The 25,616-nt window shown below is 69.7% G+C and carries 23 protein-coding genes; 20 read left to right on the forward strand and 3 right to left on the reverse strand.

Features of this window, described 5'->3' with window-relative positions; all coding sequences use genetic code 11:
* Positions 1-17 precede the first annotated feature (17 nt).
* The 16 genes from AC3EO7_RS07945 (at position 18) to AC3EO7_RS08020 (ending at position 19,495) form a co-directional block, all read left to right on the forward strand.
* The gene (locus AC3EO7_RS07945; RefSeq protein ID WP_435590863.1) at positions 18-896 is read left to right on the forward strand and encodes a hypothetical protein; all 879 of its coding nucleotides are present in this window, start codon (positions 18-20) and stop codon (positions 894-896) included.
* A 101-nt stretch (positions 897-997) separates the two neighbouring features.
* Positions 998-1,675, forward strand: a complete 678-nt coding sequence (locus AC3EO7_RS07950) for a hypothetical protein (protein WP_431962778.1) — start codon at positions 998-1,000, stop codon at positions 1,673-1,675.
* Between the two features lie 175 nt (positions 1,676-1,850).
* The gene (locus tag AC3EO7_RS07955; protein ID WP_435590864.1) at positions 1,851-3,983 is read left to right on the forward strand and encodes an ATP-binding protein; all 2,133 of its coding nucleotides are present in this window, start codon (positions 1,851-1,853) and stop codon (positions 3,981-3,983) included.
* A 13-nt stretch (positions 3,984-3,996) separates the two neighbouring features.
* Entirely contained in the window at positions 3,997-4,428 is a 432-nt protein-coding gene (locus tag AC3EO7_RS07960; RefSeq protein WP_431962782.1) for a hypothetical protein, read from the forward strand.
* 148 nt (positions 4,429-4,576) lie between these two features.
* Positions 4,577-5,227: a nicotinate-nucleotide adenylyltransferase gene (gene nadD / locus AC3EO7_RS07965; protein ID WP_431962784.1), complete on the forward strand. Its 651-nt coding sequence runs from the start codon at positions 4,577-4,579 to the stop codon at positions 5,225-5,227.
* Positions 5,224-5,628 (forward strand): ribosome silencing factor, encoded by a 405-nt coding sequence (rsfS, locus tag AC3EO7_RS07970; RefSeq protein WP_431962786.1) that lies wholly within the window; start codon positions 5,224-5,226, stop codon positions 5,626-5,628. Before nadD ends, rsfS begins: the two co-directional genes overlap by 4 nt.
* Complete coding sequence (locus AC3EO7_RS07975; RefSeq protein ID WP_431962788.1) at positions 5,625-6,284, forward strand: histidine phosphatase family protein; 660 nt, start codon at positions 5,625-5,627, stop codon at positions 6,282-6,284. The genes rsfS and AC3EO7_RS07975 overlap by 4 nt, the downstream gene beginning before the upstream one ends.
* A gap of 1,177 nt (positions 6,285-7,461) precedes the next feature.
* On the forward strand, positions 7,462-8,145 hold the full coding sequence (gene octT, locus AC3EO7_RS07980; protein ID WP_435590980.1) for a diglucosylglycerate octanoyltransferase: 684 nt from the start codon (positions 7,462-7,464) through the stop codon (positions 8,143-8,145).
* Positions 8,146-8,988 carry a DegV family protein gene (locus AC3EO7_RS07985; RefSeq protein WP_431962790.1) on the forward strand — a complete coding sequence of 281 codons (843 nt, stop codon included), beginning with the start codon at positions 8,146-8,148 and terminating at the stop codon, positions 8,986-8,988. It abuts the gene before it with no gap.
* A gap of 65 nt (positions 8,989-9,053) precedes the next feature.
* On the forward strand, positions 9,054-9,329 hold the full coding sequence (locus AC3EO7_RS07990) for a hypothetical protein (protein ID WP_435590865.1): 276 nt from the start codon (positions 9,054-9,056) through the stop codon (positions 9,327-9,329).
* 1,359 nt (positions 9,330-10,688) lie between these two features.
* The gene (locus AC3EO7_RS07995) at positions 10,689-11,600 is read left to right on the forward strand and encodes a ComEA family DNA-binding protein (RefSeq protein WP_431962794.1); all 912 of its coding nucleotides are present in this window, start codon (positions 10,689-10,691) and stop codon (positions 11,598-11,600) included.
* Positions 11,597-12,778, forward strand: a complete 1,182-nt coding sequence (locus AC3EO7_RS08000; RefSeq protein ID WP_435590866.1) for a hypothetical protein — start codon at positions 11,597-11,599, stop codon at positions 12,776-12,778. The genes AC3EO7_RS07995 and AC3EO7_RS08000 overlap by 4 nt, the downstream gene beginning before the upstream one ends.
* Positions 12,673-15,597, forward strand: a complete 2,925-nt coding sequence (locus AC3EO7_RS08005; protein ID WP_435590867.1) for a ComEC/Rec2 family competence protein — start codon at positions 12,673-12,675, stop codon at positions 15,595-15,597. The genes AC3EO7_RS08000 and AC3EO7_RS08005 overlap by 106 nt, the downstream gene beginning before the upstream one ends.
* Positions 15,598-16,241: 644 nt before the next feature.
* Entirely contained in the window at positions 16,242-17,213 is a 972-nt protein-coding gene (gene holA / locus AC3EO7_RS08010; protein WP_431962798.1) for a DNA polymerase III subunit delta, read from the forward strand.
* A gap of 62 nt (positions 17,214-17,275) precedes the next feature.
* Positions 17,276-18,829, forward strand: a complete 1,554-nt coding sequence (locus AC3EO7_RS08015; RefSeq protein WP_435590868.1) for an LCP family protein — start codon at positions 17,276-17,278, stop codon at positions 18,827-18,829.
* Positions 18,830-19,024: 195 nt separating this feature from the next.
* The gene (locus AC3EO7_RS08020) at positions 19,025-19,495 is read left to right on the forward strand and encodes an MmyB family transcriptional regulator (protein WP_488186259.1); all 471 of its coding nucleotides are present in this window, start codon (positions 19,025-19,027) and stop codon (positions 19,493-19,495) included.
* Positions 19,496-19,589: 94 nt separating this feature from the next.
* On the opposite strand, the gene AC3EO7_RS08025 is transcribed toward AC3EO7_RS08020, so the two are convergent.
* Positions 19,590-19,838, reverse strand: coding sequence for a hypothetical protein (locus AC3EO7_RS08025; RefSeq protein ID WP_435590870.1), 249 nt, complete (start codon positions 19,836-19,838; stop codon positions 19,590-19,592).
* Between the two features lie 161 nt (positions 19,839-19,999).
* Positions 20,000-20,263 carry a 30S ribosomal protein S20 gene (gene rpsT / locus AC3EO7_RS08030; protein ID WP_067840826.1) on the reverse strand — a complete coding sequence of 88 codons (264 nt, stop codon included), beginning with the start codon at positions 20,261-20,263 and terminating at the stop codon, positions 20,000-20,002.
* A gap of 251 nt (positions 20,264-20,514) precedes the next feature.
* Here rpsT and AC3EO7_RS08035 point away from each other — a divergent pair, with 251 nt between their 5' ends.
* The 4 genes from AC3EO7_RS08035 (at position 20,515) to AC3EO7_RS08050 (ending at position 24,949) form a co-directional block, all read left to right on the forward strand.
* On the forward strand, positions 20,515-22,248 hold the full coding sequence (locus tag AC3EO7_RS08035; protein ID WP_435590871.1) for a circularly permuted type 2 ATP-grasp protein: 1,734 nt from the start codon (positions 20,515-20,517) through the stop codon (positions 22,246-22,248).
* 3 nt (positions 22,249-22,251) lie between these two features.
* On the forward strand, positions 22,252-23,226 hold the full coding sequence (locus AC3EO7_RS08040) for an alpha-E domain-containing protein (protein ID WP_431962809.1): 975 nt from the start codon (positions 22,252-22,254) through the stop codon (positions 23,224-23,226).
* The gene (locus tag AC3EO7_RS08045) at positions 23,223-24,065 is read left to right on the forward strand and encodes a transglutaminase family protein (RefSeq protein WP_431962811.1); all 843 of its coding nucleotides are present in this window, start codon (positions 23,223-23,225) and stop codon (positions 24,063-24,065) included. Before AC3EO7_RS08040 ends, AC3EO7_RS08045 begins: the two co-directional genes overlap by 4 nt.
* Positions 24,066-24,160: 95 nt before the next feature.
* Positions 24,161-24,949 (forward strand): aquaporin, encoded by a 789-nt coding sequence (locus AC3EO7_RS08050; RefSeq protein WP_431962813.1) that lies wholly within the window; start codon positions 24,161-24,163, stop codon positions 24,947-24,949.
* A 55-nt stretch (positions 24,950-25,004) separates the two neighbouring features.
* On the opposite strand, the gene AC3EO7_RS08055 is transcribed toward AC3EO7_RS08050, so the two are convergent.
* Positions 25,005-25,556, reverse strand: coding sequence for a type II toxin-antitoxin system PemK/MazF family toxin (locus tag AC3EO7_RS08055; RefSeq protein ID WP_431962815.1), 552 nt, complete (start codon positions 25,554-25,556; stop codon positions 25,005-25,007).
* Positions 25,557-25,616: the final 60 nt, after the last annotated feature.

A 25,616-nucleotide genomic window follows, 5' to 3' on the forward strand; every position in this document is an offset into this window, starting at 1 on the left:
CGATCACGATCCCCCGCATGGGGAACGGAGCGCCGGAAGGCGTCGAGGCGGGGTGCGCCGGGCAGACCGGCGATGGGGAAGGGGATCAACGGGGCGAGGACGCCGAGCGGTTGGCCGAGCTGGCCGCGGCTCGGCTGCTCGACACCCCCGGCGAGGCGGAGGAGTATCTGCGCAAGGCGCTGGCGCTCGGTGCGGGCGCGCTGCCCGCCGAGACGCTCGCGCGGTGGCATTCGCAGCTGGTCATGGTGCTGGCGGGCCGCCCGGGGCGGGAGTTGGAGCTGGCGGAGACGGCACTGCACGCCGCTGCTCGCTGGGGTGGAGTGTCGGAGGCGGACGCGGTGCATCTGACCTTGGTCGCCGCCCGCGCACTCCATCGGGCCGGGCGGCACGCCGAGGCCGTCGAACTGTTCGAGCCACCGCTCGCGGCGGGCGCATCGCCTTATCCGGCGGCCGAAATGGCGGTGCTGCGTGGACAATTCGGCAAATCGCTGCGACTCACCGGTAAGTATCGCGAAGCGGGAGAGCAGTTTCTCGAAGGCGCACGGCTGGTCCGCGCCGATCGCGGACGTGTCGAGCTCCAGGCCGAGCTGGTCTGGTCGGCCGCCTCCGCGTTGGACGCGGGCGGCGCGGAGGATCAGGCGCGGCTTGCGTACCTGCGCGCCGCCCAGCTGTGGGGCGAACTCGGTCGCATCGGACCGCGCTCGCGGTGCCTGCGTTCGGCGGCTTGGCTGCGGTACTGGTCCGCGGACTCGGAGTCCGAACGGGCGGACGGGATCGCCGCGCTCGGCGAGGTGCTCGCCGACCTCGAGGCGCTGGCGCAGCGCGAACCCTCGGCCCAGGTGACCCTCGAACTCGAATACACGCGCAACCAGCTCGAGGACATGCGGGAACGCTGATGGCGTTCTTCAGCGGATGCTCAGCCTTTCTTTGGCGGTGTGCCGGACCGTAGCGACAGACACCGAGAACGCCTCGGTGCGTCGCGAATTCGGAGACCGGAATGAAGATCTACGCCGCCGCCACTGTCGTCGTGGTGGCGATGGCCGGGCTGCTGACCACCTGCGCGGCGGCCATCGAGCCGGACGCCGTGGCGGCTCCGCCGAGCGCCGTGGCGCACGCCGGGTTCTCGGAGCTCGTCACCGGGCCCGGATACGTCCTCGACGTCCCGCAGATCGTGGGCGGCGATCCCGCCGCGGCGGCGTTCAACGCGGGCATGCTCGCGGCGGCACGCTTCTGGATCGACCAGGTGGACGCGCGAACCACCCTCGCGCCCGGCCCCGGCCAGGCCACCTATCTCGGGCCGCGGGTGCTGAGCGGGCTGCTGTCGGTGTCGGTCGACACCGGCGACGCGACCGTCGTCCTGCGCACGAGTCACGTGACCGACGTGCGGACCGGCCGCACGCTCACCCTCGCCGACCTGTTCACCGACCTCCACCGCGGCCTGGACACCCTTGCCGCCCGGGCCGCCGGCCTCCTTCCGCCGCAGTCCGGCCTCTCGGCCAGCGCACTCGAGCCCGCCGAGTACAACTACCGCGTCTGGCTGGCGACCCCGGCGGGCATGCAGATCCACTTCGGCGCCCCGGCCGAGGACCTCACCGGCGACATCGTGGTCACCGTCCCGTGGTACCAGCTCGACGCGGACCTCGCGCCGGGAATGCGGGATGTGTTCGGCGGCTGAGCAATTCCTTCGCCACCGATTGTTTCGGACAGTTTCCGGCCGCCGTCGGTGTGCGGGGAATTGACTGATTGCCCGAACGAATTTCCGAGGGTTTCATGTCGCGAAAATAGCTGCGCCCGAGGAGAATCCATCGATTACTCTTTGCGCTACGACTGACGTCGCCGGGGAGATTCGCATGAATGGGGAAGACAACAGGTTTCATCGCGTCACTGTCGGCGGGAGCGTCGCGGGGCAGGTTGTCGTCGGCGAGAACAACGTCGTGATCAATGCGCAGGGGTCACAGGTTTTCGTCCGCGACGGTCCGCCGCCCGAGGTGCGGCGGCGGACCCGGCCGGTGGGAGTGCCGATTCCGCGTGCGCGCGGCGACATGATCGGCCGACTGCCCGAATTGCGGTTCGTCGCCGAGTCGCTGGATCGCGGTGTGCCGGTGGAAATCTCGGGACCGCCGGGGGTGGGGAAAACCACGTTGCTGCGCCGGTTCGCGGCGGATCGCGCCCGGGGCGGGCATTCCGTCGTCTATCTTTCGGCGGCCGGTCTCGCGGTCGAGGATCTGATCCAGTCGCTGTTCCAGGCCTGCTACGACGCTGTCGACTACCGGCCGGACCAGACGGTGTTGCGGCGGCTGATGGGATCGATCCGCGCGCTCATCGTGATCGATGACTTCGACGGTTCCGCCGCCGATCTGGACAGCGTGCTCGACATCGTGCCCGCGGGCGATCTGATCGTCGCGACGACGACGAGAACGCTGTGGGGACAAGGACGTTCGCTGGAACTCCAGGGCTTGCCCGAGCCGCAGGCCATGGCGCTGCTCGCGGGCGTGCTCGGCCGCGGTCTCGGCTACTCGGACGCGGCGAGGCGGCTGTCCCGTGCGGCGCGTGGACACCCACTCGCCCTGGTGCGCGCCGCCGCGTGGGTCGCGCACTCGGGCGCCGGCGAGCTCTTCGCCGACCCCGGCCTGCTGCAACGAGCGATGATCGCCGGACTCGCGGGGCATGTGCGCGACGCACTCGGCGTGCTGTGCGCGCTGGCGGGCGTGCCGGTGAAACCCGCGCTGCTCGGCATTCTGCTTCGCAGGCCGGACACGACGGCCGACCTCGCGGCGCTGGAACGCATCCACCTGGCCGAGCCCACCGCGGCGGGCTATCGCCTGACCGGCAACCCCACCGCGCTCACCGCCGACTGGCAGGGTCCACTGCCGGATCCCGCCGATTTCATTGCCCCGCTGCGTGATTGGGCCGTCCGTACGGCGACCGCCGCGGAGATCCTGGAACTGGACGCCGTGGTCGTCCGGGTGTTGCGGGCGGGCATGGTCCGCGGACGGCACGATTCGGTGCGCGAACTCGCCAGGGCCGTCTCGCCGGTCCTCGGCAGGGCCCTGCGCTGGGGATGCTGGAAGGAGGTGCTCGCGGTCGGCTTGCAGGCGGCGACCCAGGTGGGTCACGCCGCCGATCTCGCGTACTTCACCAGGGAAAGTCACGTGCGCGAGCAGGCGCTCGGGATGGCGGTCGGGGTGACCGTCGGCGTCGGGGCGGGCGCCACGGTCGTCGCGGCGCAGCAAGCCGGATCGCAGGCGGTGCAGAGCGCGCTGCGTTCGGTCGCGCTCGGTCATCCCGTCGCCACCGGCACGGTGGTCGCGGCGCTCGCGGCGGCCGCGACGGTCACCGGAGTCCGCCTCACCTCCGGCGAGGCGCCGCCCGCGGTCGGCCAAGCGCCGATCACGACGGTGCTGTCCACCGCGACGACCGGTCTGCTCCCGGTCACCACGACCCCGGAACAGACCAGCGGCCCGGCTCAGGCCCCGCCTCCGCCGCGGACGCAGCGGACAGATCCCGGACCGGGGGCCACCGACTGCGCTCCGCAGACCTACCTGGTCACCTTCGAGGCGGTGCCGGGCGGGGAACCTGTGACCCAGGCGGCGGGATTTCCCTGGCTGTCGTGCGACAACGAGGCGGCCGCCGCGCTCTCGGGCGACCCGGTCTTTCGAGCGACGCCCAACCCCTGCCCGCCCGTCGGAGTCAGCGGATGTATGTACGACTTCACCTTCAGCCCCACGGAGCCCGGCGACTATGCCGCCAAGCTGGTCATCCCGTCCGACTCGGGTGGCTCGGCCATCACCTTCGAACTGCGCGGCAGCGCGGTACTCCCACCGACGGGCACCACCCCGCCGACCGGCTCGTCCTCTTCCACCACTACTCCGCCGTCGACAACGACCACCACCACGACGACGACCCCGCCGTCGCCCACGGTGACCCTGCCGCCGTCGTCCAGCACGGTGGAGCCCCCGTCCATCCCCTTCCCCACGAACTGAGAGGACACCACCCGTGACCGAAGCATCCGGAGCCAACTACCACCTGAACGTCGGCGGCGACGTGCCGGGGCAGATCGCCGTCGGGCACCACAACACCGTCAGCCGGGTGGAGGCAGGCCGGGACTCGACCCAGAACGCCGGCGCCGATCTCACCGCGTTGCGCGCCGAGTTCGAGCGGCTGCGCGCCCAGCTGCCCGCCGAAGGGCCGCTGCGCGACCAGGCCGCCGAGCGTGTCGACGAGCTGGAGGAGGCGGTGACCGCGTCCGAGCCGGACCTGTCGACCATGGAGTACGTCCGCAACTGGTTCGCGCGGCGGCTGCCCGAGCTCGCCGGCGCGGTGACTGGGCTGATCGTCCATCCGGCCGTCGGCGCATTGGTCGCCGCGGCGGGCGGGGGACTGGCGGGCGAGTTCGTCCGCCGCTTCGGCTCGACGGACGGGGCCTGACCTGCGGGGTCGAAACCGGCGGTGACCGACTCGGCCTGCCGTCGGTGACCTTCCCGCTCCGGGACGGGCCATGCCGCCGAACTGGACGTTCGTCCCAGGACCGGGCGTCCGGGCGGCGGTTCGCGGCAGAGCATTAAGCTCGGCACTCATGCAAGAGAAAGGCCGGACCGGACGCAAGCTGGGGGTGATGGGCGGCACCTTCGACCCGATCCACCACGGGCACCTGGTCGCCGCCAGCGAAGTCGCCAACCGGTTCGACCTGGACGAAGTGATCTTCGTCCCCACCGGACAACCGTGGCAGAAAGCACACAAAAAGGTCAGTCCGGCCGAGGACAGGTACCTGATGACCGTCATCGCGACGGCCTCCAACCCGCGATTCTCGGTCAGCAGGGCCGACATCGACCGCGGCAAGGTCACCTACACGGTGGACACCCTGCGCGAGATGCACGCCCAGTATCCGGACGCCGAGCTGTACTTCATCACGGGAGCGGACGCACTGGCCAACATCCTGTCGTGGCAGGATTGGGCGGAACTGTTCGAACTGGCGAAGTTCGTCGGGGTGAGCCGTCCTGGCTACGAGCTGAACGCCGATCATCTCCAGGAACATCTGCGTGATCTTCCGGCCGATGCGGTGACCATGATCGAGATCCCGGCTCTGGCCATCTCGTCCAGCGAGTGCAGGCGACGCGCCGCCGAGAATCGGCCGGTGTGGTACCTCGTCCCCGACGGCGTGGTGCAGTACATATCGAAGCGGCACCTCTACGTGCCCGAACCAGCGGAAGGTAGCAGGCAGGCATGAGCGCATCTGTCGAGTCGGTCGAGATGGCGCAGGTCGCCGCGCGGGCGGCGGACGAGAAGCTGGCTTCCGACGTGGTCGTCCTCGACGTCTCCGAGCAACTGGTGATCACCGACTGCTTCGTGATCGCGTCCGCGCCGAACGAGCGCCAGGTGAACGCGATCGTCGACAACGTGGAGGAGCGGCTGCGGCAGGCCGGTCACAAGCCGGTCCGCAGGGAGGGCACCCGCGAGGGCCGCTGGGCGCTGCTGGACTACGTCGACGTCGTGGTGCACATCCAGCACAACGACGAGCGCAATTTCTATGCGCTGGAACGGCTGTGGAAGGACTGCCCGGTGGTTCCGGTGGCAGGCGTCGGTGATCCGCGCGCCGCGGAGGGTGCCGAGGGGAACGGCGCCGAGTGAGCAAGTATGCCAGTGTGCGCACCCTGATCCTGTTGCGGCACGGGCAGACCGAATGGAATGCCTCGGATCGTATGCAGGGCCAGATCGATACCGATCTCACCGATCTCGGCCGAAGACAAGCCAAAGAGGCGGCGCGCGAACTGGTCTCGCGCAACGCCATCGCGATCGTCTCCTCCGATCTGAAGCGCGCCCACGACACCGCGCTCGCGCTGGGGGAGCACACCACGGTGCCCGTCGTGCGTGACCCGCGCCTGCGAGAGACCCACCTCGGTGACTGGGAGGGGCTGACCCACCTCGAGGTGGACGCCGACTATCCCGGCGCGCGCGTGGCCTGGCGGCTGGACGCCACGTACCGGCCGCCCAACGGCGAAAGCAAGCTCGAGGTGGGTGCGCGCTCGCTTCCCGTCGTCCAGGAACTGTTCAGCGAGCGACAGGATTGGCCGGGCCGGACTATCATCCTGGTGGCGCACGGCGGGCTGATCGCCGCCCTGACGGCCGCGCTGCTCGACCTGCCGCCACAGAACTGGCCGATCCTCGGTGGATTGGCCAATACCAGCTGGGTGCAACTGAGCAGCCACGGTCCAGGCATCGAACAGCCCGGGTGGCGCCTCGATGTGTGGAACGCAGCGGCAAAGGTAGCTCCCGATGTCCTCTGAAGAACCGATCAGATCGGTGCCCGACGAACTGTTCCAGCAGGTGACCGCCCGGCCGGAACGCCAGCTTCCGGATGCGTTGTTCGGCGGTCCCGCGGCCAAGCCCGCCCCGTCGGGCAAGAACGCCGCGAAGGGCGACGAACCCCTGCGGACGGTGCCGGACGAGTTGTTCAAACAGGTGACGGCCAAGCCGGAACGGCACCTGCCGGATGCGTTGTTCGGCGGGCCGCCGGCGAAGCGGGACGTCGATTCGGTGGGGGAGCCGGGTGCGAGTTCCTCGTCCGATGTGGGCGTCGGTGACGGTTCTGGCGCGTCGGGTGGTGAGGTCGCGGATGAGTCGGATGCCGATGGGGTTGGTGCGGATGGTGATCCGAGTGTCGTAGCCGATGCCGCCGTGGTGCGTGCCGACGGCGAGGCAAGCGCCGTAGCCGATGCCGCCATGGTGGTCGACGCCGCGTCGGTGGCCGAAGGCGTCGCGGTGGACGATGGCGAGCCAGGTGCCGAAAACAGTGCCGGGGACGGCGCGCTGGGGGGCCTGACCGTGGACGCGGCGTCCGAAGAGTCGGCCGCGCGTGGGCAAGCGGGGATCGAGACGGCCTCGCAAATCGATGGCGCCGCTGGACAACTCGTGGCCCCGTCGGGCGACGGTGTCGCTCGAGCGAGCGTCGCGGATGTGGGCGACGTGGTCGAAGCGTCGGTTCCGGATAGTGATTCCGGAGCCGGAGCCGGAGCTGTGCGTGAGGGCGGCGAGGCTGTCGTCGGTGAGCTGCGGTCCGTTGGGGTCGAGGATGGCGCGAACGGTGCCGTGTTCGAATCAATCGAACCTTCGGCGGAAGAGGCTGCCGGAGAGGCCGACCCATCGCTCTCGACGCCCGAGGGCGGCGACGGTGCGGACTCCGTGCCGACCGGTGAACCCGAGCCCGTGGACCCTGCGTCGGTTCCCGGGGTGACGGCCGCATCGACCGCCCCCACCGCGGTATCGGTATCGGATTCAGTAGCCGCGTCTGCCTTCGTTTCGGCGCTGATTCCTTCCGCCGCACCGCTTTCGGCTGTGCCCAACGAGCATTCGGGCGAAGACCTTCCCGCCGAGCCCGCGGGCGAAGCTGCGAGTACGGTAACCGTGGGTGAGGTGGTGCCCGCACCCGAGGCGGCCCCGGCCAAGCGCCCGGTTCTCTTGGTGATGGCCGACTCGCTCTCCTATTTCGGTCCGAAGGGCGGTCTGCCCGCGGATGATCCGCGGATCTGGCCGAATCTCGTGGGCGCCGAACTGGATTGGGACGTGGAACTGGTCGGCCGGATCGGCTGGACCTGCCGCGACGCGTACTGGGCGCTGATCGGCGACCCTCGGGTGTGGGCCGCCGTACCCAACGCGAGCGCGGTGGTCTTCGCCGTCGGCGGCATGGACACCCTGCCGTCACCACTACCGACCGCGCTGCGCGAGCTCATCCGCTATGTGCGTCCGCCGGGGCTGCGCAGGCGCGTTCGCACGGTCTACAACTGGCTTCAGCCGAAGCTGTCGAAGCTGGGTCGCCCGGTCGCGCTGCCGCCGAAGGTGAGCGTCGACTACCTGGAGCAGTCCCGCGAGGCGCTGGCACAGCTGCGCCCGGATCTGCCGTTCGTCGCCGTACTGCCCTCGGTGCACAACTGCGAGGCGTACGGACGGGTGCACTCCGGGCGGCCGCGCGCGGTGAAGGCGCTGCAGGCCTGGTCGGAGCGCAGCGCGGTGCCGCTGGTGGATCTCGGTGAAGCGGTGCGGGAGAACATCTTCTCCGGCGACGCCAATCCGGATGGCATCCACTGGGGTTGGGCTGGGCACACCGCGGTAGCCAACGCGATGGTCAAGACCTTGCAGGAGGTTCGGTAGTTGGCCGTCGTGGTCGTCACCGATTCGTCCGCCAGCCTCCCCGCCGAACTCGTCGCCGAGCTGGATATCGCCGTCGTACCGCTGCACGTCCTCGTCGGCGACCGTGCCATCCGCGAGGGCGTGGAACCGATCGACATCGACTACGCCGCAGACACCGTGACCACCTCGGGAGCCTCGCCGGGCGAGCTGCGCGAGGTCTACGAGCGGGCGCTGGCGCGCAGCGGGGGAGACGGTGTTGTCGCGGTGCATCTTTCGCGTCAGCTGTCCGGCACCTGGGAGGCGGGCAGGCAAGCCGTGCGCGACATGGACGCCGCCGACCGGGTGCGGCTCGTCGATTCCCTCGGCGCGGGCCTGGCCACCGGACTCCCGACTCTGGCGGCCGCGCGGCGAGCGAAAGCCGGTGCGTCGCTGGACATCGTCTACGACACCGCGGTCGCGGCCGCCAGTCGTGCGCGCACCTTCTTCCTGGTCAACCGGACCGAGCAGCTGCGCAGGGGTGGACGGCTGAGCAGCGCGGCGGCGTTCTTCGGCAGCGAGCTGGTCACCAAACCGCTGCTGCAAATCGTGGAGGGCCGCCTCGAACTGCGCGAGAAGGCGCGCACCCGGTCCAAGGCGTACGCCAAACTCGTGGCCGCCGCGGTGGACGCCGCCGGAGAAGACGGCGCGGCAGTGGCAGTGCAGCACCTCGAGGCGGCCGAGGCGGCCGAAACCGTGGCCGGGCAACTGCGCGAACTGATTCCAGGGATCCGTGAACTCATCGTCGCGGAGTTCGGACCGGTGCTCGGTGTGCACCTCGGACTCGGCGCGGTCGGTGTGCTCGTGGTTCCCGGCGGCTGCGCGTGACGGACGAGCGATCACGATGAGCGCAACCGTGACGATCGCGCGCGATGCCGGATAACTTCGGGACAATGACGAGTTCGACGCCGCCGACACGTCCGCCGCTGACCGTGGTCGCGGTCGATTGGGCGCATCCCGACGCGGTGACCCTGCGCGAGGAGATGGCCGCCGAGGTCGGTCCCCGGTACGCCGACCTGGCCCGCACCGTGCGCGGCACTCGGAACGCGGTCGACGAGTCCACCGTGCACCGCACCTTCGTCGCCTATTCGGGTGGGCCGCCGGTCACGCGGCGATGCGTTGGAACGCGGGCGAAGACGCCGCCCGCGCCGAGGGGCTGCCCCGGCTGATCCTGCAAACCGGCCATCTGCAGCCGGAGGCCGTGCGGTTCTACGTCCGCAGCGGGTACCACCGCATTCCGATCTTCCCGCCCTACGAGGTGTTGCCGCTGTCGAATTGCTTCGCCAAGCAATTGAAGTGATGCCGTGCGGCCGTCGCGCCTGGATCTACGCGGGTCAGGGTTTCGCGGATGGGGTTGTCCACAGCGGAGCGGTTATCAACAGGTCTACGGAAATGCCTGGTCGCAGCGGGCTGTTCGGTCCGGTCGGCTGCGTACGGTCGCGGGCATGCGACGACATGACGAACGCGAGCGGATTCGACGGCAGCTCGGCGCGCTGACCGTCCGGGTAGGCGCGAGCAGGGCCGCGGGTGCAGGGACGACCCTGTCCTTCGGCGATCGCGCCCGGTCGGAGGATGTCGTTGTCGTGCGTTCCGGAGCGTCGCCGCCTGGTTCGGTGTTCGCGAGGGCGGCTAGGTCGGGCGAGACAGACATTGTCGATGTCGGCGTTCGGATGTCGAGTGCCGGTTCGGTGCGTGGCGGGCTCGCGGTGGAGGCGGGCGCGCGGCCTGTGTCGGACGAGGACGTGTCCGTGAGTTCCGTGGACAGCGCGCGGGCGTCGGTAGACGGGGATGTGGCTGTTGTCGCGGCGGGTGTCGAAGCGTCGCCGCGTGGTTCGGTGTTCGCGAGTCGGGCGGCTGGGTCGGGCGCGACCGAGACTGTGGATGTCGGCGTTCGGCGGTCGAATATCGGTTCGGTGCGTGGCGGCCTCGCGGTGAGGGCGGGCGCGCGGCCTGGGTCGGACGAGGACGTATCCGTGAGCTCCGTGGACAGCGCGCGGGCGTCGGCAGTCTGGGATGTGGCTGTTGTCGCGGCGGGTGTCGAAGCGTCGCCGCGTGGTTCGGTGTTCGCGAATCCGGTGGCTGGGTTGGGCGAGACCGACATTGTGGATGTCAGTGTCCAGCCGTCGAATGTCGATTCGGTGCATGGCGGGATGCCATTGCCCGCAGCGGTGGCGGGCTCGCACCAGATGGCGGACAGGGAAGCGCCCACGAGCTCCGATGGAAGCGTGTGGGCGTCGGTAGGCGGGGATTCCTCTGCGTCACATCGGGAGGAATGGCAGCGGATCCGAGGACGGTCTGAGAAGAATTCGGGGCGTTGGCATTTGGAACGCCTGCCGCCGCTGGAATCGGACGTGTTCGGGGAAGCGATGGCGGTCGATCACCCCGAATCTGGTGAAGCGGCGTCGCGAGTCGAGGAAGCACGGGTTCGAACCAAGAGTCGAGTGGCGGCCCCCGAGCGCGTTCGGTCGCGACCGACATCGAGTACGGCGGCGCCCGACCATCGTTCCGCGGCGTATTCCAGTGATGTCGTGGATTCCAGCGAGGTCGCGGACGACGAGGCGGCCGTCGGTCAGGTGAGTATGGCGGCGTCCGGCCGTCGTTCCGCGGCGTATTCCGGTCGTGTCGTGGATACCGGCGAGGTTGCGGACGACGAGGCGGCGGTCGGTCAGGTGAGTACGCCACGTTGGTTGGACGAACCCCCGCGCGGTCCGGGCTGGTGGGAGCGCTTCGTCCCGGAGCGCTTTCACGGTGCGCGTATCGATCCCGGCCGCCGCGGCGTGCTGGCGTTGGCGGTGGTCGGATTGGCCGCCGTGCTCGTGGCGACGGTCGTGGTTTTCCGTGAGCGCCCGGTGGCGCACGCGGTGCCACCGTTGCCCGCGGTGCATACCAGCACGACTCCGCTCGGCTCACGTCCGAACCGTTCTCCGGCGCAGCCGGTTCCAGCCACAACGGGGGCGATGCCCGCGGCGGGGACCGCCGAGCTGGTCGTCAGTGTTGTCGGACTGGTCCACCGCGGCGGATTGGTGCGGCTGCCCGAGGGCGCTCGGGTGGCGGATGCGCTCGCGGCGGCGGGCGGCGCCCGCGACGGCGCCGATCTGACCGGCATCAACCTCGCCCAGCGCGTGAAGGACGGTGACCAGATCCTCGTCGGACTCGCCGCTCCGTCGCCCGGGCCGACCCAACTCGGCAGCACCACGATCACCACGACCGGCCCGAGTGCGGCCTCCCGCCCGAGCGCCGGGTCGTCCGGCAAGGTCGATCTCAACAGGGCCACCGAGGCGGAGTTGGACGCCTTGCCCGGCGTCGGCCCGGTCACCGCGGGCGCAATCGTCGCGTGGCGCACGGCGAACGGCCGCTTCACCGCCCTCGAACAACTCGGCGAAGTAGACGGCATCGGCCCCGCGCGGCTGGCCCGCCTGCGCGATCTGGTGATGATATGACCACGTCCCTCGATGCGCGGGACCCGGAGGCAGCCGACGCCCTGCCGACTGTGGACGCGCGGCTGCTCCCCACCGCCCTGTGCTGCTGGGGAGTGACGATCGCCGCGCTGACCTCGGGCTGGTCGGTCGGGATCGCGGTCGCGCTCGGATTGCTGGTGACGGCAGCCGGATTGGCGGCGATGGTGCAGCGGGAACGTTTCGCGCGAGGGCGGGTCGTTCCGCTGACCCTGCTTCTCGGCGTCGCTGTCGCTGTGGTGGTTGGACTTTCGAGTGCTGGTACCGGTACCGATCTCACCGTGGCCGTGGCCGTGGCCGTGGCCGTGGCCGTGGCCGTGGCCGTGGCCGTGGCCGTGGTACTGGCGATGGCGGTCGGACCGGTGTCGCTGTCAGCCGTTCGCACGAAGCGTTTTGTGCGGTTGCCCGTGGCGTGCATGCTCTTGACTGCCGTGGTCCTCGGGGGCGGAGTCGTCGTCGTGGAAGTCGGTGCCGGGGTGACGGTAGTGGTGGCCGTGGTTGTCGCGGCAGCGGTAGCGGTGGCAGTCGGACCGGTGTCGATGTCAGCGTCGCGCCCGGAGCGTTTCGTGCAGCGTGCCATGGCATGCACCTTCTTGACCGCCGTGGTCTTTGGGGCCGGAGTCGCCGTCGTTGTAGGGGTCGGGGCCGGTGCGACGGTAGTGGTAGCCGTGGTGGCTGTAGCAGCAACGGCGGCGGTGGCTGTCGGATTGCGGTCGATGTCGCGTTACCGCACGAAGCGTTTCGTGCGATTGGCCGTGGCGTGCACGCTCTCGGCGGTCCTGGTCCTCGGAGTCGCCGTCGTCGCGGGAGTCGGGGCGGGGGTGACGGTAGCGGTGGCTGTAGTGGTCGTCGCGGCAATGGTGGTGATCGTGTCGGGGATACGAGGGAAGGGTGAGGTTTCCCAGGGGCGTCGGGCCGTGGCGTGGACGTTGCTCGCTGCTGCGCTGCTCGGGGCGGGTTTCGCGATGGCGGCGGCGTGGCGGGAACATCGCGTCGCGACGCATCCGATGCGCGAGGCGTACGGGTTGTCGTCACCCCGACGGACGACCCGAAGCCGATGCGGGCCAATGGTTTCGGTGGTGAACCGCGTTGGATCGTCCGGGCCGCGCTGCGCGAATATCACAGCGCCGAAGCGACGGTGCGGTCCGGCGGCCGGGTCGTGATCCTTGCGGCGGGCACGGAGTGGGGTGACCTGCTGCCCGGGCAGCCGATCGAATTCCGGGCGCAACCACAGCCGCCGAAGCATCGCGATCTGACGGTCGCCACGCTGCATGCCCTGGGGCCTCCGAAACCTGTTGCGGCACCGCCGTGGTGGCAGCGGGCGGCCGCGTCGGTGCGAGACGACTTCGCGGGCGCGGCGACCGCCGCATTGCCCCCGGATGCGGCGGGACTGATCCCGGCGTTGGTTCTCGGTGATACTTCCGGCCTGCCAGAACCCGTCCGCAAGGACTTCGAAACCGCGGGCTTGCAGCATCTTTGCGTAGTGAGTGGCGCGAACTTCACGATCCTGCTGTCGGTCGTCTTGTTCGTCGTGCGGGCGCTCTCGGTGGGTCCCCGCGTGGCGGCGACGGCCGCGGCGGGGGCGCTGCTCATGTTCGTGGTGGTGGCCCGGCCGGATCCGAGCGTGCTGCGGGCCGCCGCGATGGGTGCTGTCACGTTGCTCGCGCTGGTCACCGGCCGCCGCAAACAGGCGCTGCCCGCGTTGTGCGCGGCAGTGATCGGCCTGTTGCTGGTCTGGCCGGAACTCGCGGTGAACGCCGGATTCGCGCTGTCGGTGCTGGCGACCGCCGGACTGATCCTGCTCGCGCCCGGCTGGGCCGATTGGCTGCGGGCCCGCGGTTGGTGGCGGCTGCCCGCCGAGGTGGTCGCGGTCTCGGCCGCGGCCTTCACGGTCACCGTGCCGATCATGGTCGCCCTGACCGGCCGGGTCAGCGTCGTCGCCATCCTGGCGAATGTGCTTGTCGCACTGGTGATCGCGCCGATCACCGTCGTCGGCGCGCTCGGCGCTGCCTGCGCATCGGTGTGGTCGCCGCTCGCGGAGCTGATCCTGCGTTGCGCGGGCCCGCCGCTGTGGTGGTTGCTCGAGGTCGCCGAACGCACCGCGGCGCTGCCCGGCGCGACGATCACCGTGCCCGCCGGTTCGGTCGGTGGCCTGACCGCTGCCGCGCTCGTGATCGTGGTGGTGTGGGCGCTGCGTGCCGCCCTGGTACGCCGGCTCGCGACCGTCGCGGTGCTGGCCGCGGCCGCCGTCCTGCTGCCCGCCCGGCTCTGGCATCCCGGCTGGCCTCCGTCCGATTGGGTTCTCGCGGCCTGCGACATCGGCCAGGGCGACGGCCTGGCCCTCGCCACCGGCCCTGGCACCGCCATCGTCATCGACGTCGGCCCCGATCCGCGCACCATGCGCACCTGCCTGGACCGCCTCCGCATCCACCACATCGCCCTCCTCGCCCTGACCCACCCCCACGCCGACCACATCGGCGGCCTCACCGGCGCACTCCACGGCCGCACGGTCGCCGCCATCGCCACCGCCCCAGGGGAACTCAGCGAGGCGATATCTTCGGGACCGTCTGCCGCACCGGGCGGAGTCGATGCAGCGGTGCCTTCCAAACGTTCTGCCGCGTCGGGTGGAGCTGGCGAAGTGCTGCCTTCGGGGCATTGTGCCGCCCCGAGCGAACTCGAGGGCACGGTGCCTTCGGGGCCGTGCACCGCCCCGGGCGGAGTCGATGAAGTGGTGCCTTCGGCAAGTTGTTCCGCGCTGGGCGACGCTGGTGAAGCGGTGCCTTCGGGGCGTTGTGCCGCCCCGAGCGAACTCGAGGGCGCGGTGCCTTCGAGGCTTTGTTCTGCCGCGTCGGGCGGAGCTGGCGAAGTGCTGCCTTCGGGGCATTGTGCCGTCCTGGGCGGAATCGACGGCGCGGTGCCTTCGGGGCTTTGTACTGCCCCGCGTGGAGTCGATGAAGTGGTGCCTTCGGCAAGTTGTTCCGCGCTGGGCGACGCTCGTGAAGCAATGCCTTGGGGACGTTTCGCTGCCCTGGATGGAGTGGATGGAGCGGCGCTTTCGGGGCTTTGTGCCACGACTGGAGTGGATAGAGCGGCGCTTTCGGGGCTTTGTGCGGCCTCGAGCGAACTCGAGGGCGCGGTGCCCTCGAGGGCTTGTGCTGGCCCGAGCGAACCCGATGAAGCGATGTCTCCGGAACTTTCTGCTGCCCCGGAGGAGCTCGGCGAAACAATGCCTTCGGGACTTTCAGCCGTCCCATCCGACCTTGGTGGCCCGGGCATCGGCGGAGTCGGGTCGACAGCTGCATGCGGCGCGCCGACGGCCCATCCTGATGCGAGCGCGCACACCGAACACTCGACAGCACGGACAACAGGAGTTCGTGCGATTGATGCCGTCACGCCGGGCATCGGTGAGATCGCCCTGCCTGCGCGCCGACGCGTCACCGACGAACGTACGCCGCTCACCGGCGCGGCCCAAGTGGCGGAGATCGCTGGACGCACCGGCATTCCGCTGCTCGAACTGGCCAGCGGACACGTACTTCGTTTCGGCGCCGTGGAATTGACCGTTCTCGCGCCAGCCGGACCCGGTCCGGGCGGCCCACACCTCGCCGACGAACCGAACGACCGCTCCCTGGTCATCGTGGCCACCACCCCGGCCGGCCGAATCCTGTTCACCGGCGACATCGAATCCCCGGCCCAGCTGCGCCTGCTCCGCGAACCGGCAGCGCTGCGCGCCGACATCTTGAAGGTTCCACATCACGGATCACGGACCACGACAAGCGAATTCCTCGCCGCCGTGCGCCCTCGGCTGGCCATCATCAGCAGCGGCGCGGACAACACCTTCGGCCACCCGCATCCCAAAATCCTCACCGAGTTGCACACCCTCGGCACCACGATCGCTCGCACCGATCTGCACGGGGATGTGCTGATCGCCGGAGGCCCGTCCGACCTACGCATCCTCACCACGCGCTCCGGACCGAGCACATGAACGACCGAGATCGCTCAGCCCCGGAATCCGAAAGGAGCAGGCCAGCGATGAGGAGCATGCTCGCACCCGCCGTGCAGGTGGACACATGGACGTTCGTGCCACTGCCACCGGTTGTCGGCGCGGGCACAGCGCCGACACCTCGTGGTCCACCGAACCCTGACCGCCGCGTAAGCGTCCGCGACAACAGCAGCCGCGTGGCGGCAGACCCGCACCAGATCGGATTGCGGATCGGCCTGCGTCTAGTTGGCCTGCGCCCGGTCGGTGTGCGCTCCGGCCTGAACACGTGAACGGCCGAGATCGTTCAGCCGTGCTGGCGGCCGATCCGCGCCTGGTCGGCCTGCGCGGGTCGGCTTGCGCTCCGGCCGATCCACTCCTGGTCGGCCTGCGCGGGTCGGCTTGCGCCCCGGCCGATCCACTTCCCAGTCGGCCTCCCCCTGGTTGGGGCTGTGCAGGGTCGGCCTGCGCCCCAGTCGACACCGTCGCCGCCGCGACATGACGCACGCACCCGAGCGATCGCCGCGCTCCGCAGCTTCGACTACACGCACCTGCACCCATGTCGTCCCGAATTCGCGCACGATCAGCTGGTCACGGGTCGTCGGTGCGGGCGAACAACCCTGTCGGCGGGGGACCGTAGGATCGGGCGGGTGAGCGAACGGTCTGCGGCGGTGCATCTGGTCCTCGGCGAGGAAGAGCTGTTGATCGAGCGTGCGGTGGCGGGGATCACCGCGCAGGTCAGGGCGGTGGCGCCGGATGGGGACGCGGTGCCGGTGGACCGGCTGCGGGCGGGGGACGCGAGTACCGCGGAGCTGGCGGAACTGTTGAGTCCGTCTTTGTTCGCGGAGGATCGGGTGATCGTCCTGGAGTCGGCGGCCGAGGCGGGGAAGGAAGCCGTCGCGGTGATCACGGAGGCCGCGGGGGATCCGCCGGACGGCGTGGTGCTGGTGGTGCTGCATTCCGGCGGCGGGCGGGCCAAGGCGCTCGCGCCCGTGCTGCAGAAGTCGGGGGCGGTGGTGCACAACTGCGCCAAGCTGACCAAGGCGGCCGAGCGGACGGAGTTCGTGCGCGGCGAGTTCCGCGCCGCGGGGGTGCGGGTGGCGGCGGACGTCGTGCAGGTCGTGCTGGAGGCGGTCGGCTCGGATCTGCGTGAATTGGCCGCCGCCTGTTCGCAATTGGCGGCCGACACCGGTGGCAAGATCGATGTCGCCGCGGTGCGGCAGTACTACTCGGGGAAGGCGGAGGTGTCCGGGTTCGACGTGGCCGAGCTCGCCGTCGCGGGCGACCGGCCCGGCGCGATGGAGGCGCTGCGGTGGGCCAACGATCGCGGCGTCCCGCACGTGCTGCTGGCCGACGCGCTCGCCGATTCGGTGCACACCATCGCCAGGGTCGGTTCGGCGGGTCGCGGCGACCCGTTCAAGCTCGCCCAGCAGCTGGGCATGCCGCCGTGGAAGGTGAAGAAGGCGCAGGCCCAGGCGCGCGGCTGGACTCCGGCCACCATCGGCACCGCCATGCAGGTGGTCGCGACCTTGAACGCCGACGTGAAGGGCGGCGCGGCGGACTCCAGTTACGCCCTCGAACACGCTTTGACGAGCATTCTCGACCTGCACGGCGCGGGGTGACCCCAGACAGTATCGATTGCGGCAAATGATTGGTTACCCAATCCGTGTCAAACTGGATTGGGATGAACGAGCGACGAGCGCGGGCTCCCCGCATCGATGCTTCCGACCGCAACGGGCGGCGTCGGGCGTCCCGCGACGTGCTTCAGCTGCCCACACCACCCCGCGGCTTCGGTCGCACGGTGGCGAAGGTGATGGCGGGCGGCTTGTCGGCGCTCGTGCTGGCCGGCGCCGCGGTGGGCTGGGCCACCGAGAACGGCTTCGACGCCGGCTTCGGCCGTTCCCACGCGCTCGGCGACGACGCGCCGCGATCGCTGGGCGGCGCGATGAACATCCTCCTGATCGGCCTGGATACGCGAAAAGACCAGAACGGCAACGACCTTCCCCAGGAAATCCTCGATCAGCTCCACGCGGGCGACAGCGACCAGGGCGGCTACAACGCCAACACGCTGATCCTGGTGCACATCCCCGCCGACCTGAAGAAGATCACCGCGGTTTCCATCCCGCGTGACGACTACGTGGCCGTCTCCGGCATCCCGGGCTACACCCACATGAAGATCAAGGAGGCGTACGGCCTGAAGAAGGCGTTGGTGCAGGAACAAATGGAGGCGCGGGGCGAGACCGATCGCACGAAGCTGGAGCGGGCGGGCCGGGAGGCGGGCCGTGCCTCGATCGTGCAGGCGGTGCGCAATCTGACCGGCGTGCCGATCGACCGGTTCGCCGAGGTCACCCTCGCCGGTTTCTACGATCTGGCCAAGGCGCTCAACGGCGTCGACGTGTGCCTGCGCAAGCCGGTGCGCGATCTCGAATACTCCGGCGCCGACTTCCCGGCCGGTCGCCAGCGCCTCGATCCGGCCCAGGCGCTGGCCTTCGTCCGCCAGCGCCACGGCTTGGAGAACGGCGATCTGGACCGCACCCACCGCCAGCAGGCCTTCCTCACCTCGGTCGCGAGGGAGCTGCGGAATGCGGGCACATTCACCGACGTCGGCAAGCTCTCCGCCCTGATGGACGTCGCGCACCGCAATATCGTGCTCTCCGACGGCTGGAACGTCACCGACTTCCTGCGCACCGTCGGCTCCGCCGCCAGCCCGACCGTGGAGTTCCGCACCCTGCCGGTGCTGCGCTACGACGTGATCGATGGTCAGGACGTGAACATCGTCGATCCGGCTGCCATCCGCCGCGAGGTGCGCGCCGCGTTCGGTGAGACCGTGCCGACCGCACCGCCGCCGCTGTCGAGCACCGTCGACGTGCTCAACGCCGATGGCGAAGACGCTTACGCCGCACGGGTTTCCGCCGCCCTCGCCGCGCGCGGCTACCTGACGGGCACGGTCGGCTACGCCGCGTCCTCGGAGGGCTCGGCCTCGGCCGTGTACTACGGCCCCGGCAACGACGCCGACGCCGCCCGCCTGGCCCGGACCCTCGGCGGCCTGTCTGTCATCCGGTCCGCGACCGTGCCCACGGGCCGCATCAAGGTCGTCATCGGCTCGGACTTCACCATGCCGACGGCTCTCGCCGCCGCATCGGCCACCACCCACACCCCGACCACTCTCCCCATCCCGGACGTCGGCAAACCCGTGGACGCCGCCATCTCCGGCGACCAAATCCCCTGCGTGAACTGACAGCCCTGCACAGACGCCTCGCAGGAGTTTTAGGTGCTGCGAGGACCTGTGAAAGCGACGACCAGGCCAGTGGGCTCAGGCCCGCTGTTCGATTTTCAGGTCGCCGAAAGTGACGCTTCTGGTGAGCGGGCGGGACAGGAATTCGTGCGGGAAACCGAGGTCGACGGCGGTGGCGTGTTCCAGACGGTCGATGGCATGGAATCGCGAAATGGCTTGTCTCATAATGGATTTCGACGCACTACGGAACGGCGGCGCAACTCGATGTGGTTGTGCCTGCTCGATCCGGCGCTGCGCGAGTTCTACGTGGAGCGTGAGCGCGTCATCCGGGAAGGTGTCGCGGACCTGCGCGCGGCATGGGCGGCGCACCCGGACGATCAGCGACTGGCCGACCTGATCGGCGAGTTCACGGCGCACAGCGAGGAGTTCGCGCGCGCCTGGGACCGTCACGACGTGAAGGTGCAGGGGCGCGGGAACGAGCCGCTGTGCCACCCGGAGGTCGGGCCGCTGGTCGTCACCTACGAGGTGCTGATGCCCGTGCAGGATCCCGACCAGCGGATCGTCATCTATCGGGCCGCGGACGCCGACTCACAGACGGCATTGAACCGCCTGATGGCCGGAGCCGCGGCAAAGAATCCGCGCGCGGCGGAGCTGAGCCCGCCGAGCTGAGTCGAGCAGTGTCCGTCGAGCCGAGCTGTGTCGGCCGGACCGAGCGGCGTCCGCGGGGCTGAGTCCCTGGGACGACGCCCGCCGAGCCGGTCGCTCAGTCCGCCGAGCTGAGCAGCAGTTCGTCGTCGTCCTCGTCCGATTCCTCGAACCGGCCTTCCCATTCGTCGTACACGGGCACATCGTCTTCCCGGGTCACGATCCACTCCAGCGAGTAACCACCGTCGTCGTCGGGGACCATGACGTTCTCGATCTTCAGGCCGAGCCCGAGCACCTCGGCGGCGCGGATGACCTCCGGGAGGTCCTCGGCTCTGACCACGGTCTGATTCGCGTACACGGTTACCATGCGCGGAATCGTAGCCCCCGACACCGACATCTCGGCTACGGTCCGGTGAACTCGTCGACGAGGCTCGGATTCGGGTCGGACACGACAAAAGCCGCCGTGGTCATCGAGGCCGCGGCGGCTGGCGTCAGAAGAATGGATCCCGGATGCCCGGGACCGGCGAATCAGCCGAGCTTGTTGTAGGCCAGCGCGAGCGCCGACTTCTTGTTGGCGGCCTGGTTGGCGTGGATCACGCCCTTCGAGGCGGCCTTGTCCAGCTTGCGGCTGGCGAACTGGAGACGCTCGCCGGCCTGATCCTTGTCACCGGCGGCAGCGGCTTCCCGGAAGCTGCGGATCGCGGTGCGCAGCGCGGACTTGACCGACTGGTTGCGCTTGCGCGCCGCCTCGTTGGTACGGATCCGCTTCATCTGGGACTTGATGTTGGCCACGCCTGTTTCCTCGTGTTCCTGTCGCTGAGTGGTATGTACTGAGAAGTCTTGCGCGTACGACACGCCCGAGGTGAACGGGTATCGCGACGCCGAAGGTCGAGGTTACCAGCCGCCGCGCGGCACACGAAATCGGCGCGTCGGGGCCTGTCCGGACGGCGGGACCGTGGCCGAATTTCGGCGGTGGCCGGACGATGCAAGAAATTTACCTGCGTCTCACATGGCGTCACCCCTGCGTGTTGCACGATTTTTGCATGACTTCCGCCTCCCCGCCGCGTTCGGGACGGTCTACGGCGCCGAATTCGAACAGGCTCCAGGGACGGCGGAACGGCAACGGGCGGGCAACCTCGACGGAGCTGTTCCAGGGGTACGGCCCGGGCCGTTTCGCGGCGGCTTTCGACGAGATGTTCGACCACGCGGGCAGGGTGCGCCAGCCGTACAAGGGGATCTTCGCCGCCCTCGCGCCCATCGATGTCGCGGACCTGGCGCGCCGCTCGGACGCGCTCGACCGCGCCTTCATCGACCAGGGCATCACCTTCTCGCTGTCCGGTCAGGAGCGCCCGTTCCCGCTGGATCTGGTGCCGCGGGTGATCGCGGCGGCGGAGTGGAACAAGCTGGAGCGCGGTATCAAGCAGCGGGTGGTGGCGCTGGAGCTGTTCCTCGCCGACGTCTACGGCGAGCAGCACATCCTGCGCGACGCGGTCGTCCCGAGGCGGCTGGTCAACTCCTGCCAGCACTTCCATCGCGAGGCCGCGGGCCTGGTCCCGCCCAACGGCGTCCGCATCCACGTCGCGGGCATCGACCTCATCCGCGACGAGCGCGGCGACTTCCGGGTGCTGGAGGACAACGTGCGCTCGCCGTCCGGGGTGTCGTACGTCATGGAGAACCGCCGCACCATGGCCAGGGTCTTTCCCGATCTGTTCTCCTCGCACCGGGTGCGTGCCGTCGGCGACTATCCCAGCCACCTGTTGCGGGCGTTGCGCGCGTCCGCCGCGCCGAACGAAGCCGACCCGACCGTGGTGGTGCTAACGCCCGGCGTACACAACTCCGCCTACTTCGAGCATTCGCTGCTGGCCAGGCAGATGGGCGTGGAACTGGTCGAGGGCAGGGACCTGTTCTGCCGGGACAACTTCGTCTACATGCGCACCACCGAGGGCGAACGGCAGGTGGACGTGATCTACCGCCGCATCGATGACACCTTCCTCGACCCGATGCACTTCCGGCCCGACTCGGTGCTCGGCGTCGCGGGCGTGCTGAACGCGGCCCGCGCCGGGAACGTGGTCATCTCCAGCGCGGTGGGCAACGGCGTCGGCGACGACAAACTCGTCTACACCTACGTGCCGAAGATCATCGAGTACTACCTCGGCGAGAAGCCGGTGCTGCCGAATGTCGACACCTACCGCTGCTGGCTCGACGACGAACGCGAGCAGGTCATGGACCGGCTGGCCGAACTGGTGATCAAACCGGTGGAGGGCTCCGGCGGCTACGGCATCGTCATCGGGCCGGACGCGAGCCCCAGCGAGCTGGAGGCGGTGCGGCGCAGGGTCGAGGAGGACCCGCGCGGCTGGATCGCGCAGCCGGTGGTGCAGCTGTCCACGGTGCCGACCAAGATCGGCGACGATCTGGTGCCCCGGCACGTCGACCTGCGTCCGTTCGCGGTGAACGACGGCGACGACATCTGGGTGCTGCCCGGCGGACTCACCCGGGTCGCGCTGCCCGAGGGCTCGCTGGTGGTCAATTCCAGTCAGGGCGGCGGCAGCAAGGACACCTGGGTGCTGGCCGGGCGTGCTTCGCCGGCGGAACGCGAGCTGGCGGGTGGGGAGTTGGTGAGCGATCCGCCGCAATCGGATTCGCGCGAGGTCGGCCGCGAGCTCACCGCCGCGCAGGCCAATCGGCAACAGCAGCAACAACAGCAGGAGCAACGCCAGGGCGGCCCGCGATCGACAGTGCCGCGGCGGCGATCCACCCGGCGCTCAGGGAAGGAATAGCCGATGCTGGCCCGCAATGCCGAATCCCTGTACTGGATCGGACGCTACGTCGAGCGGGCCGACGACACCGCCCGCATCCTCGATATCGCGGTGCACCAACTGCTCGAGGACGCCACCGTCGACCCGGACCGCACCTCCCGGGTGCTGCTGCGGGTGCTCGGCATCGAACCGCCCCGAGGCGTACTCGACGTCTGGGCGGTGACCGACCTGGTCGCGTTCGGCCACGAACACGGCGGCTCGATCGTCGACTCGATCGCCAACGCGCGCGAAAACGCCAAGGGCGCGCGCGAAGTCACCTCCAGCGAAATGTGGGAGTGCCTGAACGCGACCTACAACGGGCTGACCGCCGCGGAGAAGGCCGCGCGCAGTCTCGGCCCGCACGAATTCTTCGCCTACGTCAAGGATCGGACGGCCATGTTCGCCGGGCTGTCGGATTCCACGCTCAGCCGCGACGACGGCTACCGCTTTCTGCTGCTGGGCCGATCCATCGAGCGGGTGGACATGATGGTGCGCCTGCTGCTGTCCCGCGCGGGCGACCGCACGTCCTCGCCCGCCTGGGTGACGCTGCTGCGGTCGGCGGGCGCGCACGACACCTACCTGCGCACCCACCGCGGCGCGCTGGACGCGGGCCTGGTCGTCGAATTCATCCTGCTCGACCGGCTTTTCCCGCGCTCGGTGTTTCACGCGGTGCGGGTCGCCGAGTCCTGTCTCGCCGAGCTGGACCAGCGCCCGAGCAGCCGGGTCGGTGCGAGGCACGAGGCACAGCGCCTGCTCGGCAGGGCGCGCAGCGAACTCGAATTCCTGCCGCCCGGCGCGCTGCTGGAAGACCTGCAGGATCGGCTGCTCGCGCTACAGCGCACCTGCCGCGAGGTGAGCGAGGCCATCGCATTGCAGTATTTCCACGCCGCGCCGTGGGTGGCCTGGACCGACCTGCGCAGCAGCCACGACAGCCAGGTGCCGGTGGTGGGGGAGCTATGACCTGGCGGATCAGGGTGGTGCACACCACGGGATACGTGTACGACGCGCCGGTCACCCGGTCGTTCAACGAGGCGCGGCTCACCCCGCGGGCGGACAGCAGACAGAACGTGATCCTGAACCGGGTCGAGACGGTGCCCGCGACCCGGTCGTACCGCTACACCGACTACTGGGGTACCGCGGTCACCGCGTTCGATCTGCACGCACCGCACACCGAGCTGGAGGTGACGGGCTCGTCGGTGGTGGAGACCGAACCGTTCACCGGGCCGCCCGAGGAGTTGTCCTGGGAGGAGTTGCGCGGCGCGCACCTGGCCGACCGCTTCGGCGAGATGCTCACGCCCACCGCCTACGCGCCGCGCGATCCGGAGCTGGCCGAGATCGCGAGCCTGCTGTGTCGCGGCGTCTCGCCCGCCGAGGCGGTGCTGGAGGCGGCGGAGTGGGTGCACCGGGAGATGACCTACCTGGCGGGCACCACCTCGGTGCACACCTCGGCGGTGGAGGCCTTCGCCGACCGCAACGGCGTTTGCCAGGACTATGCGCACCTGACGCTGGTGTTGTTGCGCAGCATGGGGATTCCGAGCCGCTACGTCTCCGGATACCTGCACCCGAATCCGGCGGCCGCCGTCGACGAGACGGTGGCGGGCCAGTCGCACGCCTGGATCGAGGCGTGGACGGGGCAGTGGTGGGGACACGACCCGACGAACAACATTCCGATCAGCGAACAGCACGTCTCGGTGGGCGTCGGGCGCGATTACGCCGACGTGCCGCCGCTGAAGGGAATCTTTTCCGGCGGTGGCTCGACGGACCTCGAAGTCGTTGTAGAGATCACCCGTCTGGCGTAGCGTCCCACCTACAAGCACCGTTTGATCTTGAATGGTCTGGGTTCGCAGCAATACCTCGTCTACCGGTAGCTCGAGATGGCGGAAGGTGTGTCTGTATGTCTCCCACGGCGCAGGAAGTTGTCGAGGAACTGGCCGAGGACAGGCCGATCCCCGACTTGAAGAAATGGGCGGCCGAGGCGCTCGGCACGTTCATTCTGGTGATGGTCGGTGTCGGCACCTTGGTGCTGGCCGGTGAGCGGGTCGGCGCGCTCGGGGTCGCGCTCGCCTTCGGTCTCACGCTGATGTTCCTGGTCTACGCGATCGGGCCGATCTCGGGCTGTCACGTCAATCCGGCGGTCACGCTCGGTCAGCTCATCATGGGCAGGCTCACCCCGATCAGCGCGGGCGGCTATGCGATCGCGCAGCTGATCGGCGCTTTCCTGGCCGGGCTCGTGCTGTTCGCGATCGCGAAGAATCTGCCGTCCTACGACCGCAGGGTCGACGGCCTCGGCGCCAACGGTTGGGGCAAGCACAGCCCGTCGGCCAAGACCGGGCCGCTCGGCGAGGTCGTCATCCAGAACGGCTACGGCATGGCCGCGATGATCATCATCGAGGTGATGCTGACGGCGCTGCTGGTCTTCGTGGTGCTCGCCTGCACCGACCAGATCTCCGACGTGCCGCTGGCCGGTTTGTCCATCGGCGTCACCCTCGCGGCGATCCACCTGGTCTCCCTCCCGGTGGACTACACCTCGGTGAACCCGGCGCGCAGCCTCGGCGTCGCGTTCTACCAGGAGGGCGCGCCAGGGCAGGTGTGGGCGTTCGTGATCTTCCCGCTGATCGGCGGCGTGCTCGGCGCGCTGATCTACGGCCTGCTGTACGGCCGGAGCCGGGAAATGATCAGCTGAGAACGGTTCGCGCCGACGGCCCGATTCCGGCGCGGCCGGCATCGGGCCGTCGCGTTCAGCTCCAGTGGTACTCGACGACCAGCCGGTGCGCGACCAGGTCGAAGGTCTTGCGGGCCAGGATGGCGCCCTCGCGGCGGATGCCCGCCTCGGGAACGTCCAGCACCCGGTCCAAGCGCACCCAGCTCGGCCTGCCGTCGTGGTCCCAGCTGCCGCTGCCGATGCCGATCCAGTTGCGGTCGTGCGCGCGTTCGGGATTAGACGAGAGCATCAGGCCGAGCAGGGTGCGGCGGTCGCGGCCGACCACGAGCACCGGGCGGTCCTTGCCGTTGCTCGGGTCCTCCTCGTACGGCACCCAGGTCCACACGATCTCGCCGGGATCGGCGCGGCCGTCCAGGTGCGGGCAGTAGACGATCTGCCTGGCTCGCTGCGCCGTGGGGACCGGCGTCGACGCGGCCGGTCGCACGGACACGCTGCCGTTGCGACGCTGCGCGAGCGAGCCGACCAGCCGTTCCACCAGCCGCGGTCCCTGCTGCCGGACGATCTTGGGACCCTGCTCCTTCGCGATCAGGCTCAACTGCTTGCCGAGAGAGTTCCAACTTCGGGCCATCGTTGGAGGATAACGGTGTGGTGACGACTTCTCATCCGGCACGCAATCCGCTTGGCACAG

The sequence above is a fragment of the Nocardia sp. bgisy118 genome, assembly GCF_057708605.1.